This window comes from Alistipes onderdonkii (genome assembly GCF_025145285.1).
Lineage (GTDB): Bacteria > Bacteroidota > Bacteroidia > Bacteroidales > Rikenellaceae > Alistipes > Alistipes onderdonkii.
In genome coordinates this window covers 1,190,649-1,205,564 of sequence record NZ_CP102251.1, presented here as the reverse complement: position 1 = coordinate 1,205,564, position 14,916 = coordinate 1,190,649, and the positions used below count along the sequence as shown (strand labels likewise).

Annotated in this window: 17 protein-coding genes and 1 tRNA gene; 4 read left to right on the top strand and 14 right to left on the bottom strand. The window is 55.9% G+C overall.

All coding sequences use genetic code 11. The features are described from left to right. Positions 1-47 precede the first annotated feature (47 nt). The 10 genes from NQ559_RS05050 to NQ559_RS05005 form a co-directional block, all read right to left on the bottom strand. On the bottom strand, positions 48-833 hold the full coding sequence (locus NQ559_RS05050) for a fibronectin type III domain-containing protein (protein ID WP_154654047.1): 786 nt from the start codon (positions 831-833) through the stop codon (positions 48-50). 160 nt (positions 834-993) lie between these two features. Further along, positions 994-1,629 carry an outer membrane beta-barrel protein gene (locus tag NQ559_RS05045; protein WP_083923870.1) on the bottom strand — a complete coding sequence of 212 codons (636 nt, stop codon included), beginning with the start codon at positions 1,627-1,629 and terminating at the stop codon, positions 994-996. A gap of 278 nt (positions 1,630-1,907) precedes the next feature. Further along, positions 1,908-1,995, bottom strand: a tRNA-Ser gene (locus NQ559_RS05040). 124 nt (positions 1,996-2,119) lie between these two features. Then, entirely contained in the window at positions 2,120-2,611 is a 492-nt protein-coding gene (locus tag NQ559_RS05035) for a YqaA family protein (RefSeq protein ID WP_018696430.1), read from the bottom strand. Between the two features lie 124 nt (positions 2,612-2,735). Beyond that, positions 2,736-2,945: a hypothetical protein gene (locus tag NQ559_RS05030; RefSeq protein WP_018696429.1), complete on the bottom strand. Its 210-nt coding sequence runs from the start codon at positions 2,943-2,945 to the stop codon at positions 2,736-2,738. A gap of 200 nt (positions 2,946-3,145) precedes the next feature. Continuing rightward, complete coding sequence (locus NQ559_RS05025; protein WP_026318475.1) at positions 3,146-4,594, bottom strand: alpha-amylase; 1,449 nt, start codon at positions 4,592-4,594, stop codon at positions 3,146-3,148. 112 nt (positions 4,595-4,706) lie between these two features. After that, entirely contained in the window at positions 4,707-5,678 is a 972-nt protein-coding gene (locus tag NQ559_RS05020; protein ID WP_018696427.1) for a manganese catalase family protein, read from the bottom strand. Positions 5,679-5,825: 147 nt separating this feature from the next. After that, positions 5,826-6,116, bottom strand: a complete 291-nt coding sequence (locus NQ559_RS05015) for a hypothetical protein (RefSeq protein WP_018696426.1) — start codon at positions 6,114-6,116, stop codon at positions 5,826-5,828. 12 nt (positions 6,117-6,128) lie between these two features. Then, the gene (locus tag NQ559_RS05010; RefSeq protein WP_018696425.1) at positions 6,129-6,395 is read right to left on the bottom strand and encodes a hypothetical protein; all 267 of its coding nucleotides are present in this window, start codon (positions 6,393-6,395) and stop codon (positions 6,129-6,131) included. A gap of 67 nt (positions 6,396-6,462) precedes the next feature. Then, complete coding sequence (locus NQ559_RS05005; protein WP_026318474.1) at positions 6,463-7,710, bottom strand: spondin domain-containing protein; 1,248 nt, start codon at positions 7,708-7,710, stop codon at positions 6,463-6,465. Between the two features lie 358 nt (positions 7,711-8,068). Here NQ559_RS05005 and NQ559_RS05000 point away from each other — a divergent pair, with 358 nt between their 5' ends. The 3 genes from NQ559_RS05000 to NQ559_RS04990 all read left to right on the top strand — a co-directional run bounded on the left by NQ559_RS05000 (position 8,069) and on the right by NQ559_RS04990 (position 10,327). Next, positions 8,069-8,923, top strand: coding sequence for a VIT1/CCC1 transporter family protein (locus tag NQ559_RS05000; protein ID WP_018696423.1), 855 nt, complete (start codon positions 8,069-8,071; stop codon positions 8,921-8,923). 182 nt (positions 8,924-9,105) lie between these two features. Next, a complete protein-coding gene (locus NQ559_RS04995) occupies positions 9,106-9,540 on the top strand; it encodes a PepSY-like domain-containing protein (protein ID WP_022332401.1) in 435 nt (144 codons plus the stop codon). A 100-nt stretch (positions 9,541-9,640) separates the two neighbouring features. After that, positions 9,641-10,327: an SOS response-associated peptidase gene (locus NQ559_RS04990; RefSeq protein ID WP_018696421.1), complete on the top strand. Its 687-nt coding sequence runs from the start codon at positions 9,641-9,643 to the stop codon at positions 10,325-10,327. Positions 10,328-10,414: 87 nt separating this feature from the next. On the opposite strand, the gene NQ559_RS04985 is transcribed toward NQ559_RS04990, so the two are convergent. From NQ559_RS04985 to NQ559_RS04970, 4 genes are all read right to left on the bottom strand, one after another. Continuing rightward, complete coding sequence (locus tag NQ559_RS04985; RefSeq protein WP_018696420.1) at positions 10,415-10,732, bottom strand: hypothetical protein; 318 nt, start codon at positions 10,730-10,732, stop codon at positions 10,415-10,417. Positions 10,733-10,734: 2 nt separating this feature from the next. After that, on the bottom strand, positions 10,735-10,995 hold the full coding sequence (locus NQ559_RS04980) for a GlsB/YeaQ/YmgE family stress response membrane protein (RefSeq protein WP_018696419.1): 261 nt from the start codon (positions 10,993-10,995) through the stop codon (positions 10,735-10,737). 71 nt (positions 10,996-11,066) lie between these two features. Next, on the bottom strand, positions 11,067-13,034 hold the full coding sequence (gene pulA / locus NQ559_RS04975) for a type I pullulanase (RefSeq protein WP_018696418.1): 1,968 nt from the start codon (positions 13,032-13,034) through the stop codon (positions 11,067-11,069). A 12-nt stretch (positions 13,035-13,046) separates the two neighbouring features. Beyond that, entirely contained in the window at positions 13,047-14,153 is a 1,107-nt protein-coding gene (locus tag NQ559_RS04970; RefSeq protein WP_018696417.1) for a mechanosensitive ion channel family protein, read from the bottom strand. A 166-nt stretch (positions 14,154-14,319) separates the two neighbouring features. Here NQ559_RS04970 and NQ559_RS04965 point away from each other — a divergent pair, with 166 nt between their 5' ends. After that, entirely contained in the window at positions 14,320-14,838 is a 519-nt protein-coding gene (locus tag NQ559_RS04965) for an STM3941 family protein (protein ID WP_018696416.1), read from the top strand. Positions 14,839-14,916: the final 78 nt, after the last annotated feature.

Below are 14,916 nucleotides of genomic sequence, written 5' to 3'. Positions count from 1 at the left end.
ATATAGTTGTCGAGGATTTCCTGGCCGGCAATGTCGGCTCCCATCTGCTAATAGGCGGTTATGACCCGGCTCGTTTCGCTCGTCGTCGTACCTCCGGCACCCGTGGCTCGGCACTTTACGTAATAGGTCGTCCCGGCTTTCAGTCCGCTGATCGTCGCTTTGATGAGGGTGCCGTTTACCGAGGCGTTCTTACCCGTTGTGGGGTTGGAGGAGGTGCCGTAATATATCTTGGCGTCCGAAACCTTCGCTTCATCCTTGTTGTAAATCTTATAGGTTACGGTTACCGAGGTTTTGGTCGCCGTAAAATCGTAAAACCCGATATCGGGCTTTTCTGCCGGGGAGCCCGGATCCGATCCGCTTCCGGAAGTTGACACATAATAGAAATAGTTGCTATGCGTGTCGTAGTCGGCTATCATTACCAGTTCCGAGTCCGTCATTTTTCCGATGCGGCTGTGTCCGAAGCCGAAGGCCATGCTGTATGCTCCGTTCGTCTTGGGGTCTCCCGTGTCCCATTGGCAACGGATCATTTCCCCGTCGATCCACCACCAGCCTGAATGGGTGTTGTTCAGGTACAGGTAGTGCCATGCACGGTCGGTTTCGCCCGAAAATGTTATTGTATTCAATACGTAGGGGTTATTCAGAACTTTTTCAGTGCCGTCTTCTACTTTGGTTTCCCTGGCCAGTTTCCAATGTGTGTCCAGGAGTTGCCGTTCGAGTTCCTGGCCGGTTGCCTGCGGCCCATTGCCGCTTTCTCCACCTTCGTCGCTGCTGCACGATACAAGCATGACGTATCCGATTACCAATATGGATCTGGCAATATTGATTAGTTTCATCGGTTCCGTTTGTTTATGATTTCCGGGGTGTTTGAGTCGTTGGGATTTCGGCTTTCGATAAATTGTTACATTGTTTCGGAGCTTCGACCCGGGATTATTCCCCTGCCGCTTCCGGGGGCGGCAGGGGATGAGGCCAAACATCCGGCTGTTGTCGTACGTATCAGAAATAGTAATTGAATGCGATCGTCGCACCGACGTTCAGGCCGAGCGAGAAGTCCCGGTTGGATACTTTGTTGTCGCCGTCTTGTTTGATGACGGTAGTCTGATAGCCCAGATCGCCTGCGTTGAACATGATGCCGATGCGGTCGGCCGGTCGGAATTCGAAGTTGAGAGCTGAAATTCCGACCCGGAACCGCGACGCGTCTTCTTCGGAGACCTCTTTACTGGTGAGTTCCGATTTGTTTTTGCCAAAGCCAAAGCCGATGTAGAAGCGGGGTACATAGTAGAATTTCTTGCCCAGTGGAATGTAATAGCTGGCCACCGGTTGGAAATAGAACAATCCCTTCTTGTCGAAGAGTTGTTCGTCGTCGCCACCGGTTCGTCCGTTCGGGTCTTTTTCGAGCGAGTAACCGATTCCCAAACCTACGGAGAGCTTGTTGATCACGAAATAGTGGAACTGGGGTGCGAATTCGAAGCTTCGAGAGCCTTTCGTTGTTTCCGAAGTGGAGGAAACGGTGGTTTTCGTACTGGACGAACTCCACGAAAGCGATCCGGAAACGAGCATGTCGCCGCGTTCTTGTGCACATAGTGTCGATGCCATTCCCACCAGTGCGAAACAAAGAAATAGTTTTTTCATAATAAACTGAATTTAGGTAGATAATGGATGTTTTTGTTTGCGATGCTAATATATTGTTTATCCGTTCGTTTGGAACGGAGGGTTTTCTGTTCATTTCAGGTTGCCGTATGTTTTTTGTGCGGGAACGACGTCGGACGGATCGGTAGTCTGACAGGTCTGAAATGAAAAATCGCCTCTATTACAGATGATAGAAATCTGTAATAGAGGCGATTTTATAAAAGCACAGACTTGCCGGTCGGTCTTTGTCTGTCGATCCTGCGGTCAGGCGGATCATCCTGCGGAGAGGAGGGGATTCGAACCCCTGAAACCCTTTAGGGGTTTACTCGCTTTCCAGGCGGGCCAGTTCAACCACTCCTGCACCTCTCCTTTCGGTTCGCAAAGGTAATAATTATTTTCAGATTTTACCAAAAATTGCCGTTTTTCCTTCGGCGGGACGGGCGGCCTGTCCCTGGGTGGGTGCAATGCGGCGGTTTGCCCGCAGCCGGCCGGGTTATTGCTGCCAGACGGTCTGGAGCAGTATCCAGAATGAAAACCGGAGGAAGGAGCCGGCCAGCGCCAGGAGTGCCGTCGTCCGGGGGCGTACCTTGTATACCCCCAGGGCGATCATGCAGACCATGCCGATGAAGGGGGCCCAAAAGACCATCGCAAGCCATACGCCGTATTTGTCGACCCGTTCCTGCTGCCTGCGGAGCGTGTCGGGCTTTATCCTGAACCATTTTTCGAGCCATTCCCACTTGGCATACCATCCGAGCCAGTAGGAAGTCATCGCTCCCAGCCAATTTCCGACGGCCGCCACGGGCAGGCATATCAGGGGGGCGGCTTTTGCCGCGAGCATCCCGACAAGCAGTATGTCCGAGCTGAGCGGCAGCACCGTGCCGGCCAGGAAGGTGCCGAGAAACAGCCCCAGGTATCCTAAGTTGAGCAGCCAGTCCATAACCGTGTTTGCGAGGTTCCGTTCTTTATCCCCGGCAAAGATCGTCATTTTAAACCGTATCTGCAATATTTATCCGGGCAGGGTTCGTCAGGGCCGGGTGAATGAAAACGGGACTGCCTAAAACATGTTAGGCAGTCCCTTGCGACACACTATCGAAGAACAAATTGCATTGTTAGCGATTGTCCTGCGATTTTTTCGTGTACTGGTTATGGCCTTCGGGATTGTTGCTGCGCGAAGTGCGCCCTGAACCGGACGACTGGCTGCTTGCGGTTCCCCGGCTCGCCGAGCTGGTGCGCGAAGTGGTCGTACGCGACGACTTTTCCGCCGATTTGCTTTGTCCGGACTGTGTATGGCCGGAGGTTTTGTTGTTAGACTCTTTCATGACTTTTAAAGAATTAAGTGAGACATAAATGCTGCCCGCCAGCCGAAGGGCCGAAGCCATGCGGTTGAAAGCCAGCCTGTACCGCATCTCCCCGCCGGGATGTACGGTATAGCTGACAACACAAAATAGATACCGAATATTTACGGAATATTTACCGGAGCCCGAAGTGGATGATGCTCAGCCGGGAAATGCTATGCGAATCAATCCTTTTTTCGTACCCAAACGGCTAATTTGCCTCCGTGTACTTTGAAAAGGGCCTTCCCGTCGTCGCCGATGGTCAGTTCGTCGTCGTAGCTTCCGGTGATCTCATGCCACGTTTCGTTGGCATGCATTACGCCTACGGACATCACTTTTTCGCCGTCCTCGCCGTTGGAAAGGAGCAGTGCCAGGCCGGAATCCGGATGTTGTGCGTCGCCCGAGCGGGTGAAACCTACCGTATTGGGATGGTCGAAATAATCCGTCTGTTCGCCGAAGGCGCGGGAGCGACGGGCATCGAGCAGAATATCGAGGATGGGACGGTGGGGCGACCCTTCGCCTTTCATGCTGTAATAATCGCCGTAGAAGACGCAGGGGTACCCCTCTTTCATCAGCAGGATCAGTCCGTACGCCAGCGGTTTGAACCACGATTTGACCTGCGATTCGAGCGAGCTGCCGCGCTGCGAGTCGTGGTTGTCCACGAACGTCACGGCCAGCGTGGGGTATTTCTGCACGAGCGTGTCGTCGAGCAGCGTCCGCATGTCGAAGTCGAGGCCCTGCTGCGATGCCGTGAAAAGTTTGAAGTGAAGCGGCGCGTCGAACAGGTCGATCTGGTGGTCTACGGCGTCGAGGTAGGCCTCCAGCGACTCGAAATCGCCGCTCCAGTACTCACCGACGGCGTAGAACTCTTTGCCCCGCGAAGCCCGGACGTTGTGCATGAAGTCGGCGATGAAGGCATTCTTGATGTGTTTGAGCGCGTCGAGGCGCATGCCGTCCGCGTCGAGCGTTTGGGCGATCCATACGCCCCAGCGTTTCATTTCTTCGGTCACTTCGGGATGGTCGAAGTCCACGTCGTTGAAGATCAGGAAATCGTAGTTCCCGTTCTCGCCGTCGACGCCTTCGCTCCACTTCTTGCCTTCGCCCTGGATGAGGTAGATGGCCCGTTTGCCGGTCTCGTAAACCTGGTCGGTTCCCGAGAAGTGGTACCAGTGCCATTTGAAGGGAGAATATTTGTCGCCGCGTCCCGGAAAGGAGTATCCCGTCCACCCCTCGACTTCGACGGGCGCGCCGATCACCTGCTCGCGGTTCTCGGGATCAACCTCGCAGGCCATGAATTTCTCGGTATAGTCGGCACCTGTCTTCTGGTTCATCACCGTGTCGAGGTAGACTGCTATCCCGTTCTCGTGGAGCGCCGCGACCGCTTCTTCCAGTTCGTGCCGCGTGCCGTACTTGGTGCGGACAGTCCCTTTCTGGTCGAACTCCCCCAAATCGTACAGGTCGTACACGGCGTATCCCTCGTCCTGTTGTTCGTCGGCCTTGTAGGCCGGCGGTATCCAGACCGACGTGATGCCGATGTCGTGCAGGTGTTTGGCATCCTCTTTCAGGTGCACCCATAATTTACCGTCGTTGGGCAGATTCCATTCGAAATACTGCATCATTACTCCGTTTTTCATAAAGCCGATATATGTTTAATGTTTACGCGTTTTCGTTGCAAAGGACATGCTAAACAGGATGAACGCCCCGGGGAAATTCCGGGGCGCTCTCACCTGCAGGCCGGCGGGGGCGTCACTCCTGCCCGACCGGCTGGCGCCGGGGTGCCTTGGCGTCCTGCGAACCGTACTGGCTCCACTGGAGGTTTTTCTCCGGCGTCGCCTTGCGGATTTCGCTGCTGCGCTGCCTGCTGAGCTTCTTGTCCGCGCTGCGCACCGAAGCCTCCGTGCGGGGCGTGCCCTGCGGTTCGAGGTCGGTGAGCCCGTCGGTTTCGAGTACTTGCTGGCGCGGATTTTCGACATACAGCCACTCTTCGCCCAGGCCGGTGCTTTCGCCTTCGTTCCACGGCCCGCGGGCATCCTCGCCCATCGAGTGGTTGGAGTAGATGTTGCTGTAACGCGGGTCGCTTTGCAGCACACCGGGCGGGAAATTGGGCTGGATGGTGTCCAGTGCCGCCTCGAACTGCTGGAAATGCGCCACTTCGCGTGTCATCAGGAAATTGAGTGTCGCGAGCACGTCCTTGTCGTCGGTGAACTGCATCAGGTATTCGTAGACGATCTTGGCGCGCGATTCGGCGGCGATGTCCGAACGCAGGTCGACCGTCAGGTCGCTGTTGGCATTGACATAGGAGCCTTGCCAGGGGACGCCGTTGCTGTCGGTGAGGCGCGGCCCGCCGCCCGTCAGCACGCCGAACTGAGGGTTGACCGAAAAGGCCGAATGGATGAAGTCGTCCTTCGAAATGCCTTCGCCGAAGACGTCGTTTCGCTCGGCCGCATCTTTGAGGTTGCCGTTTACGCCTGCGAGGAGCATCTGGATCGTGGCCCCGACGATTTCGAGGTGTCCCAGCTCTTCGGTGGCGATATCCATCAGCATATCGTACTTGTCCGGATAGGGATTGTGGCAGGCGAAGGCCTGCACGAAGTACTGCATCGCAGCTTTCAGCTCGCCGTTGCCGCCGCCGAATTGTTCGAGCAGCAGCCGTGCGAAGCGGGGATCGGGTTTCGATACCCGCGCTTTGAACTGGAGTTCTTTGGAGTGGTAAAACATAGATTCGTTGTTTTAAGTTGAACATGTCGGATGCCGGGTTTCCCCGGGAGGGGCGTCGCAGCCCCCCCCCCTCCCCGGTTGCCTTTCTCCGGGAGGGGAGGGCCTTCTGCGAGCGTCCCGTTCCTGCCGGCCGCATTGCCGGCGTAACTACTGCCGTTTGTCCGGATCCTGTTCGTTCATCCGGTTTTCGGCGCTATGCTCCCTGTCGGAACCTTTTTCTTCCCAGTACGAGCCTGTCTTGGATCCGTATTGCGACGGATTCTCCGGCTGCTGCCGCTGATAGGAACTCCCTGCGGTGCCGCCAGCGTGCATGCCGCTGTTGTCGCCGCTGTTGCTCCGGCTGTCCAGATCGTTCGTGTTGGCGTTGGTTCTCGAATTGTTCTGCATTTCGTTTTTCTGCTCACGGCTCTCGCCGTAGATGTTGTCATTCTTATTCATAATCGTAATATTTTAGTGATTCGGTTTGATAGGTGTTTCGGTTGCGGATCCGTCGTGCCCTTCGGTCTTGACGACCTTGTTGTAAAGCCCCATGATCAGCAGCGGGGCGGCCCACTGCCCGACCAGCAGCGCGGTGGATTTCCGGCCGCGGCACATCATGCAGGCAGAGGCAGCCAATGCGCTCAGACCGGCACACAGATAGACCATCGAGGGGATTTTGGACGTCTTTTTTTCTACGGCAACAGTGGCGTTGCCTTCTTGCGGTTTATTGTTCGACATGGTTTTGCGGGTTTAAAAACCGGAGCAGGGAACTGCTCCGGATGTAATTGACACACACGACGATCCTTTAATAGATCGTTATCTTGACGATCCCGTCCACGGCGGGAACCGGGAAGGTATCGCCCACAGCGCTGATGGCTTTGTCCTCGGGCATCCGGGTTCCGCCGAATACGAACTGGGCGTTGCCGGCTCCGGGATACTGGCTTACGGCCGTACCGTCGTCAAGCAGGACGGTCTTGCTCGTCACCTCGCCTTTGGTCAGGGCGTTGAGTTCGGGGCCGTTGGCAAAGAACCAGTCGTTCGAATAGCCGAACATCGTTGCGAACGCCACTTTTTCGTTGGCCGCAGCCTCATAGGTGCATTCCATGCTCTTGCCCGGCAGGACGGTGTCCGTAAGCGTGTAGATCTTGCGTACCTGCGGGACTTTTTCGAGCGAAGCTTTCAGCTGCGCCGGATCGCCGCGCTGTGCGAGCGCTGAGAGACCCAGCTGCGCATCCTTCTGCCCCAACTGGTAGATCGGGTTGGTGTTGCCCGTGTAAACCACTACGATGGCACCGTGCAGCGTGGTGATGATTCCCGTCTGGTCGGCGACAAGCGATTTGAGGGGATCGACATTGCCCGCTTCGGCCAGTTTGGTCAGCTCCACGCTCGACTTTTGGTCGACGCTGAAGAACGGCTTGTCCATCACCAGGTCGCCGTCGAGCAGGTTCGATACGACGAATACGCCGCCCGAGAACGGGGTTTCATTCGCCGTGCCGGCCGAAATATTGGAGATCGTACAGGTGAACAGCGACTGTGCGGCATCGAAAGTCAGGCTCACCTGGAGCAGGCTCGATGCGGCCGGATAGTTGTGTCCCTCGGAGTCCGTGCCCTTTACTTCGGTCACTACGCCGGCCTGGGCTACGCCCGGATGATTGACATTGGGGCCGGGCTGTTCGTTTACGCGGGTTCCGTTGTCCCAGAGTTTCACGGCATCGGCAATGATGCCGGTATAAGGCACTCCCGAATCGTTGAAGAGCTGGATGCCCGGATTCTCCGGGGCGAAGAACAGGTCGTTGGAATTGGAATACATGGCGGCGAACATCAGGCGCTGCCCTTTGGCGGCGTAGAAGGTGAACGACGTCGTTTTCCCGGGGGCGACGGCGGCAAAGCTGCCACTCTGGACGTAATTCTTCGTCGGGATGACGTTCTCGAACTTGATTGTCGGCTTTGTGCCGGGGGCGCTGTTGTCGTCATCGTCGTCGCAAGCGGTAAAGGCGAATCCTGCGAAAAGCAAAGCCGCAGCGAATGCGGGGTAAAAGTACTTTTTTTTCATAGTGGAATTGATGATTAAATTAAGTTAATACTCGGTTAAACCGTTATTGTTCTTTTATATTAAGGTATATGCTCGTATTTGTTGCCGGGCACCCTTTCCAATGCAGTTCCGTGCATCATTTATGCCATGAAAAATACTTTTGGATGGATTGAAAAAGCGGGAGGATGGATATTCCTGCAAAACACGCAGTAAGGCGGGGATGGATTTTTTTTCGACCCCGTCCGTCGAGGTAAAACCTTCTTCCTGCGGAGGTTCGGACGCTGTTTCGGCAAATTTTTTGCGGATTGGGGGACTGTGAAGCCCGCCACTCCGCAGCGCCGGAGGCTTTGGGCGGAATTACCCCGCAAATATGGATGCAATGGCAAAAAACCTTTTGAACCTTCAACGGGACGAGAGCACCTTGTGCGAAGTCTACCGCCGGCTGGCCGAACTGGAAAAGGATCCCCATCGCCGGCAGACCCTGATGCGTATCATGCACGACGAAAAACGGCATTGCGCGATCCTGGAAAGCAGGACGGGACGCGAAATGGCTCCCGATCCGAAGCGGGTTTTCTGGTATGTGGGGATAATGCGGGTGCTGGGGCCGGCTTTTGTCGTCCGGCAGATGGAGTCGTGTGAGAAGGGTACGGAGGCGGGGTATTCCCTGTACGCCGAGGGGGAGGAGTTCATTCAGATCGCTTCGGAGGAAAAGCGTCACGGGGAGGAGCTGACCAACCTGGCCGGCGCAATGCGGCTGTCCTATATGAGTTCGGTGATATTGGGCCTGAACGATGCTCTGGTCGAATTCACGGGGGCGCTGGCCGGGTTCACGCTTGCGCTGAACGAACCGCGGCTCGTGGCGCTTACGGGCAGCATCACAGGTGTCGCCGCCGCCCTTTCGATGGCCGCTTCCGAATACCTTTCGACCAAATCGGACGCTGCCCGGGAGAAGCATCCGCTGCGGGCCGCCCTCTGTACCGGAACCGCCTACCTCGTGACAGTCGCCATTCTGATAATTCCCTATCTGCTCTTTTCGAATGCCGTCATGGCACTGGGCGTTATGCTTCTGGCCGCATTGACCGTGATCGCGCTGTTTAATTACTATTACGCCGTGGTGCGCAGCGAAAGTTTCAGGCAGCGTTTTTTTGAAATGGCACTTTTGAGTTTCGGCATCGCCGGGATCAGTTTTCTGATCGGCTATGGGCTCAAATATTTTACGGGCATAGACATTTAGAATAATCGGCCGTGCGGGAAAAACCGGCCCGCCGATCCGGATCCAGGGTGTCCGGCTGCACGGCGGGGGCCATTAAGTATTTGATTCCCAATATGGAGATTATTTTTTTAATGAATTCATCCTCAATGGAATATCGTTTGCAGGTAGTCCGTATGTCAATCATCACTTAAATTCTTTATACTATGAAAAAAATTCTTTTACTCATCGCATCGGCGGCTATCGCTTTGGCCGTGAATGCAGCTCCCCAGAAGGTGGATTTCGGTAAGTTGCCGAAGAATTCGCAGGAATTCATCCAGAAAAATTTCCCGGGCGAAAAAGTGAAGGCCGTGGAAATGGACCGCGAGGCGTCGTGGGACAAGTACACCGTCTATTTCAACAGCGGTAACCAGGTTTCCTTCGAAGGCGGCAGCGGAGATTGCAGCCAGATTATCATGAAGAACGGTTCGGTTCCGATGTCCGTGATTCCCGCCAAGGTCAAGACCTACGCAGGCAACACTTATCCGGGGCAGCGAATCGTCATGATGGAGACGACTGCCGACGGCTACAAAGTAGCGCTTTCGGACAAGACGGTTCTCGATTTCGACAAGGACGGTAACTTCACGAAGGCAACGAAATAACTTTTGCAGTGTGAAAATCGCAGGGAGTGGCCGCAGTTGTGCTCCCTGCTTTTTTTTGCTGTCGGCCCGGCGGGGCCGTAACAGGATAAACCAGTGTGTCATGTGTTATCATATCTCCCTTGCCGCCGGGGCCGAAGAACTGGCCCGGCGTTTCGACCGTAAAACCGATCTGATCAGAAAATTCCGGCCTGCATACCATGTCTGTGCATTTTCACACCTCCCGTACCCGGTCGTCACCAGGGACGAACAGATACAGTATTTCCGCTGGGGGCTGATCCCGTATTGGATCGGGAAAGCCGCCCAGACCGTGACGGTCCGTAACCAGACGGTCATCGCCCGTGCGGAAACTATTTTTGAAAACGCTTCGTTCCGTGTCCCGATCCGCCGGAGGAGGTGCCTGATCCCCGTGAGCGGGTTTTTCGGTTGGCGCCACGGGCAGGCGCAGAAGACCCCCTACTACGTGACGGTAAGGGATCGGCCTATTGTCGCCCTTGCGGGCGTTTTCGACTGCTGGATCGACCGGGAGTCGGACGAGGTCGTGATGACGTATTCGGTCATAACCACCGAAGCGAATCCGATGATGCGCCATATCAACAACCGGGATTGCCGGATGCCGGTTATTCTGCAAGACGGCGACGAAGAGTGCTGGCTGCACCCCGAGCTGTCCGACAGCCAGATCGCCGCGTTGCTGAAACCCTATCCGGAGCAGGCGATGGACTGCGAACCCGCACAGCCCGATTTCATGCGCAAAGTCCCCGGCGATCCGGGCATCCTCATGCCGGCATAGGTTCCCGGTGGCGGCCTTTCCCCGAAATATTGCGGCAAAAAAAAGAGAAGTCTCAGACTTCTCTTTTTCGATGTCGGGCCATCGGGCTCAGTGCACCTTCTCCTTGATCCGGTTGGAGGCTTGCGTGGCCGTCTCCTTTACTTTGTGTGCGGCTTTGGTCATGCCCTCTTTGGTCGCATTTTTGGCCTTCGTGCCGGCCTCTTCGATTTTGCCGGCCATTTTGCGGACACCCGTCCTTGCCTCATTTTTCGCCTCGATGGCGGTCTCCTGGGCGTCGTCCTTCAGCTTCTGCATGTTTTCCTGCAGGTCGTGCCTGGCCTTTTGGCCGTGTTCTTCCGCCTTGTGGACTGCTTTTTCCTCATGTTCCCGGAGCGTGCCGGGCTCTTCTTTCGAGTAATTTTCCATAATTATAATGTTTTAACGGTTTTGCGCCGTGTGAACAGCGATACGATCCACAGCAGCACGATAGCCCCGATGACCGAAGCTATGAAGGTGCCGAAAGTACCTGTCGGTACCCAGCCGAACAGCGAAACGAGCCAGCCGCCCAAAAAGCCGCCGACAAGGCCGACGATCAGATTGACCAGCAATCCGGAGCCGCTGCCTTTAAAGATCAGGCTGGCGATCCATCCGGCCGCCAGGCCAATGAGTAAATACCATAAGAAATACATATGTTTTTTAATTTTGGTTGACAATCAGGATAATACAAATTCTGTACCCGGGAGGATGAACTGCCCGGAAATTATTCGCGGTATGCGATAATGGCCGAGGAGGCCGCTATACGGGTGTTGCCGCCGGGCAGGCGGTCGCGGCTGTCGGGGTCGATCCGGCCGTCGCGGCAGACTACGATCCAATCCGCTTCGGGAATGTGGAACTCGGCTTGGTGGCGGTTGCCGTTATAGGCCACCAGGATCTCTTTCCACGCATCGCCGTTCGCATATTCTCCCAGCGTATAGGCGATCACTCCGGAGTCGCCCGTGTCAAGGAAATGAAGCCCCTGCTGCAGCCCCTCTGCCGTCGGGATCCGGAATGCCGGATGTGCTTTCCGAAGTGCGATCAGCCCCCGGACATAATCGAACAGATCCCGGTTTTTGGCTTTCAAGGCCCAGTCGATCCTGTTGACGGCGTCGGGCGAACGGAAACTGTTCGGTTCCCCCTGTTTGTCCTGCATCATCTCTTCGCCGGCGCGGATGAAAGGAACCCCCTGTGCCGTGAGCAGAATGGTGTGTACCAGTTTGTCGATAGGCGGCAGCTCGTCGTCGGCATGGTCGCCCTTGACGGAAAATCTCAGTTTGTCGATCACCGTGTAACCGTCGTGGCTGGCGACGAAATTGACTGCCTGCGAAGGGGCGGATGCGTATGGCACAGAGCTGTATAACAGTCCGTTATAATCCACTTGCGGATGCTGCGTGGCGCCGGCGATCCCGAATTTTACGGGTTCGTAATGCCCGACGATATTCCCGGAGGCATAACCGGCGGCCTGTTCGTCGAACGTGCTGCCGCGCACGGCGTCGCGGAAATCGTCGCAGAAAACGGCGATGCCCTCCATTTCACCGACGTGATCCCGTACCGCCCGTTTTTCCGGAGGCAGGGGAGAGTCGGCCGCAAGCCATCCTTCGCCGTATATGAAGATCGTAGGGTCGATCTTCGTCAGTTCTTCCCGGATGCGGTTCATCGTGTCGATATCGTGTATTCCCATCAGGTCGAACCGGAACCCGTCGATATGGTACTCCTGTACCCAGAATTTGACGGATTCGACGATGTAATGCCGTACCATTTCGCGTTCCGAAGCCGTTTCATTGCCGCAGCCCGAGGCGTCCGAGTAGGAACCGTCGGCATTCTGGCGGTAAAAGTAGCCCGGGACGGTAAGGTTGAAGTTCGAACGATCGACCGAGGCGGTGTGGTTGTAGACGACGTCGAGGACGATGCGCATCCCGTTCTGATGCAGGCTTTTCACCATTTCCTTAAACTCGCGGATGCGCGTCACGGGGTTGGCCGGGTCGGTGGAGTAACTGCCTTCCGGAACGTTGTAGTTCTTCGGGTCGTATCCCCAGTTGTAGGTCTTGTCCGCCAGCCTTGTCTCGTCCACCGTCGCATAGTCGAAGGAGGGGAGGATGTGTATATGCGTTACGCCCAGTTCCTTGAGGTGATCCAGACCGGATGCCTCGCCTTCGGGGGTTTTGGTGCCGGTTTCGGTCAGGGCCAGAAATTTGCCCTTGTTGCGGATTCCGGAATCCGGGGCGATGCTGAAATCGCGGTGGTGCAGTTCGTAGAGAATAATGTCGGAATACATTTTCAATTCGGGCGCACGATCCGATTCCCAGCCTTCCGGATTGGTCTGGTTCCAGTCGATCACGGCCGCCCGATCGCCGTTTATGCCGACCGCCTTCGCCCAGATGCCGGGTGTTTCGGCGAGCCATTTCCCCTCTTTTTCTATCTGGAAGGTATAGAAGGAGCCATTCAGGTCGCGTTCGACGGCAATGCGCCAGGTTCCGTCGTCCGAGGGCTCCATTTCCAATTGCTCCTCCGGATTGCCTCCCTCGCCCGAGGAGTAGATATTGAGCCGGGTTTTGCTCGCGGTGGGCGCCCAGAGCGTAAAGACGGAGCGTTGGGGCGTATACGCCAGTTCGAGGTCTTGGCCGTAGTACGGCGGATATTTGTCGAACGAATCCAACTGGTCGGGTGCGGGGTGGTTTTTGATATTATCCATGGTGGTCGTATTTTATGAATTGGGCGTTTGCGGGGCGTTTCCGGGGACGGATTCGTCTCCGGATCCGGCGTCCTCCCCGCCCCGTTGCACGAGCAGCGTGCGTGTCGGGAAGGCGAAATTGAGCCCGGCCTTGTTGAAGGCGGCCAGTATGGCCAGGTTCATGTCCGAGGTCACTTTCAGAATATCCCCCTGTTTTTCGATGTAATAGTAAAATGTGATGACCAGCGCCGAATCGGTGTAGTCCGAAAAGTAGGCCGTTATGTCCGACGGATTTTCGGAAACGTTCTTTACCTTCGCCGGGAGGCCCCTCAAAATATCCAGCGCCTCGTTCATCTTGTCTGCGCCGGTGTCGTAGGTCAGCCCCACCTTAACCATGGCGCGGCGCATCGGTTCCGACGAGATGTTGACGATCGAGGCGTCCGTAATTTTGTAATTCGGATAACTGGTGATGCGCCGGTCGTAACCCATGATTCGCGTACTGCGCATGCCCACGTCGACCACCGTCCCTTCGAAGCCGTTCACGTTGATCGTGTCGCCGATGCCGAAGGGCTTGTCCGTGAAGATGGTGAACGCGCCGAAGATATTCTTCACGGTATCCTGCGCCGCCAGGGCGAAGGCGATACCGCCGATGCCCAGCGTGCCCCATAACGCATTGATGTCGACCCCTACATTGCTCAGGGCTGTTACCAGACCGACGATCCAGATCAGAACCAGGATCGTCCGCCTGACTACCGGCATCATTTTCAGCGCATGGCCGTCCGACCGCTGCCCCCAATATTGCTGGAGCAGGGCCGTGGAGAGGCGGGCCAGAACCCAGGTGATGTCGAGTATGATCAGTATGCTGTAGGCATTGTCGACGTATTTTACCAGATGATCCGGGTAGACCAGCCGATGGATGGCGATCCAGATGCCCAGCAGCATCACGGCGAATTTCAGGGGCGACTCCAGGGAATAGTATATGATGTCGTCCACCCGGTTGCTTGTGCGCCCGATAAAGGGTTTTATAACCTTCCTGCCCAGCAGGGACAGCAGTTTCACGACGATAAACGCTCCTGCTATGATGAGTAGGGAGACGATCCATGTCTGGACGCTGTTTCCCCAGATTTCGTAATTTAACATTTTTCGGCTGTTTTTTAATTATACATTTGTTATTTGTGTTTCCTCTTTTGCCATCCGGTTTTTAACATCGGCGCATAATGCACGGTTTTTTTCTTATCCCGGCTTTCAAATTCTATGCCTTTGGAGAAGAATTTGCACGATCCCGAAATGAAAAATCAGGTTGAGGATGAAGATGATAGTGCATAAATCCAGGAAAAAGGCAGTGTGTATCACCGTCGCCGGGTTCCTTGCGGGGATTGCCGGCGGCCTTATCCTGTACTGTGTCCGCGATGTCGTTCTGGGATGGTGTTTCGTGGCGACGGCGGGTTTTACCCTGTTGTACGGTATCGGCTCGCTGTACGACCGCCGACCCTATATCGTCCTTACCGAAGACGGCATCACCGAGATGTTCACGATCCGCGGGCAGATCGAATGGGAGGCCATCCTTTACGCGGACGATTTCTATTTCCGGGGACAATACTGGGTGCGGTTGCTGCTCGAGAGCAACTACAAGCCGCAGCTCATACGGCCGGCCTGGTTCTGGCGGTTCGACCGCCTTTACGAATCGAAGGGCGTAAAGGCGGTTTATCTGCGCACGATGGGGCTGGAGATCGATTCCATGCAGCTGGTCGCCCTGATCCGGCGGATGAAGGAAGCGGATGTGCCCGGGAGGATCGAGCTGCTGAACGGCTGCCTGTTGAAATAAAATCCGCCGCAGGAGCGCCGCGCCCCGGCATTCCGTCCGCGGCCGTCGGAGAACGTACCGCCCGTGCCTTTCCCGGGG

Coding starts and splice junctions, on each gene's coding strand:
- NQ559_RS05050 (WP_154654047.1), bottom strand. CDS start 833: ATGAAACTAATCAATATTGCCAGATCCATATTGGTAATCGGATACGTC.
- NQ559_RS05045 (WP_083923870.1), bottom strand. CDS start 1,629: ATGAAAAAACTATTTCTTTGTTTCGCACTGGTGGGAATGGCATCGACA.
- NQ559_RS05035 (WP_018696430.1), bottom strand. CDS start 2,611: ATGACGATCTTTGCCGGGGATAAAGAACGGAACCTCGCAAACACGGTT.
- NQ559_RS05030 (WP_018696429.1), bottom strand. CDS start 2,945: ATGAAAGAGTCTAACAACAAAACCTCCGGCCATACACAGTCCGGACAA.
- NQ559_RS05025 (WP_026318475.1), bottom strand. CDS start 4,594: ATGAAAAACGGAGTAATGATGCAGTATTTCGAATGGAATCTGCCCAAC.
- NQ559_RS05020 (WP_018696427.1), bottom strand. CDS start 5,678: ATGTTTTACCACTCCAAAGAACTCCAGTTCAAAGCGCGGGTATCGAAA.
- NQ559_RS05015 (WP_018696426.1), bottom strand. CDS start 6,116: ATGAATAAGAATGACAACATCTACGGCGAGAGCCGTGAGCAGAAAAAC.
- NQ559_RS05010 (WP_018696425.1), bottom strand. CDS start 6,395: ATGTCGAACAATAAACCGCAAGAAGGCAACGCCACTGTTGCCGTAGAA.
- NQ559_RS05005 (WP_026318474.1), bottom strand. CDS start 7,710: ATGAAAAAAAAGTACTTTTACCCCGCATTCGCTGCGGCTTTGCTTTTC.
- NQ559_RS05000 (WP_018696423.1), top strand. CDS start 8,069: ATGGCAAAAAACCTTTTGAACCTTCAACGGGACGAGAGCACCTTGTGC.
- NQ559_RS04995 (WP_022332401.1), top strand. CDS start 9,106: ATGAAAAAAATTCTTTTACTCATCGCATCGGCGGCTATCGCTTTGGCC.
- NQ559_RS04990 (WP_018696421.1), top strand. CDS start 9,641: ATGTGTTATCATATCTCCCTTGCCGCCGGGGCCGAAGAACTGGCCCGG.
- NQ559_RS04985 (WP_018696420.1), bottom strand. CDS start 10,732: ATGGAAAATTACTCGAAAGAAGAGCCCGGCACGCTCCGGGAACATGAG.
- NQ559_RS04980 (WP_018696419.1), bottom strand. CDS start 10,995: ATGTATTTCTTATGGTATTTACTCATTGGCCTGGCGGCCGGATGGATC.
- pulA (WP_018696418.1), bottom strand. CDS start 13,034: ATGGATAATATCAAAAACCACCCCGCACCCGACCAGTTGGATTCGTTC.
- NQ559_RS04970 (WP_018696417.1), bottom strand. CDS start 14,153: ATGTTAAATTACGAAATCTGGGGAAACAGCGTCCAGACATGGATCGTC.
- NQ559_RS04965 (WP_018696416.1), top strand. CDS start 14,320: ATGAAGATGATAGTGCATAAATCCAGGAAAAAGGCAGTGTGTATCACC.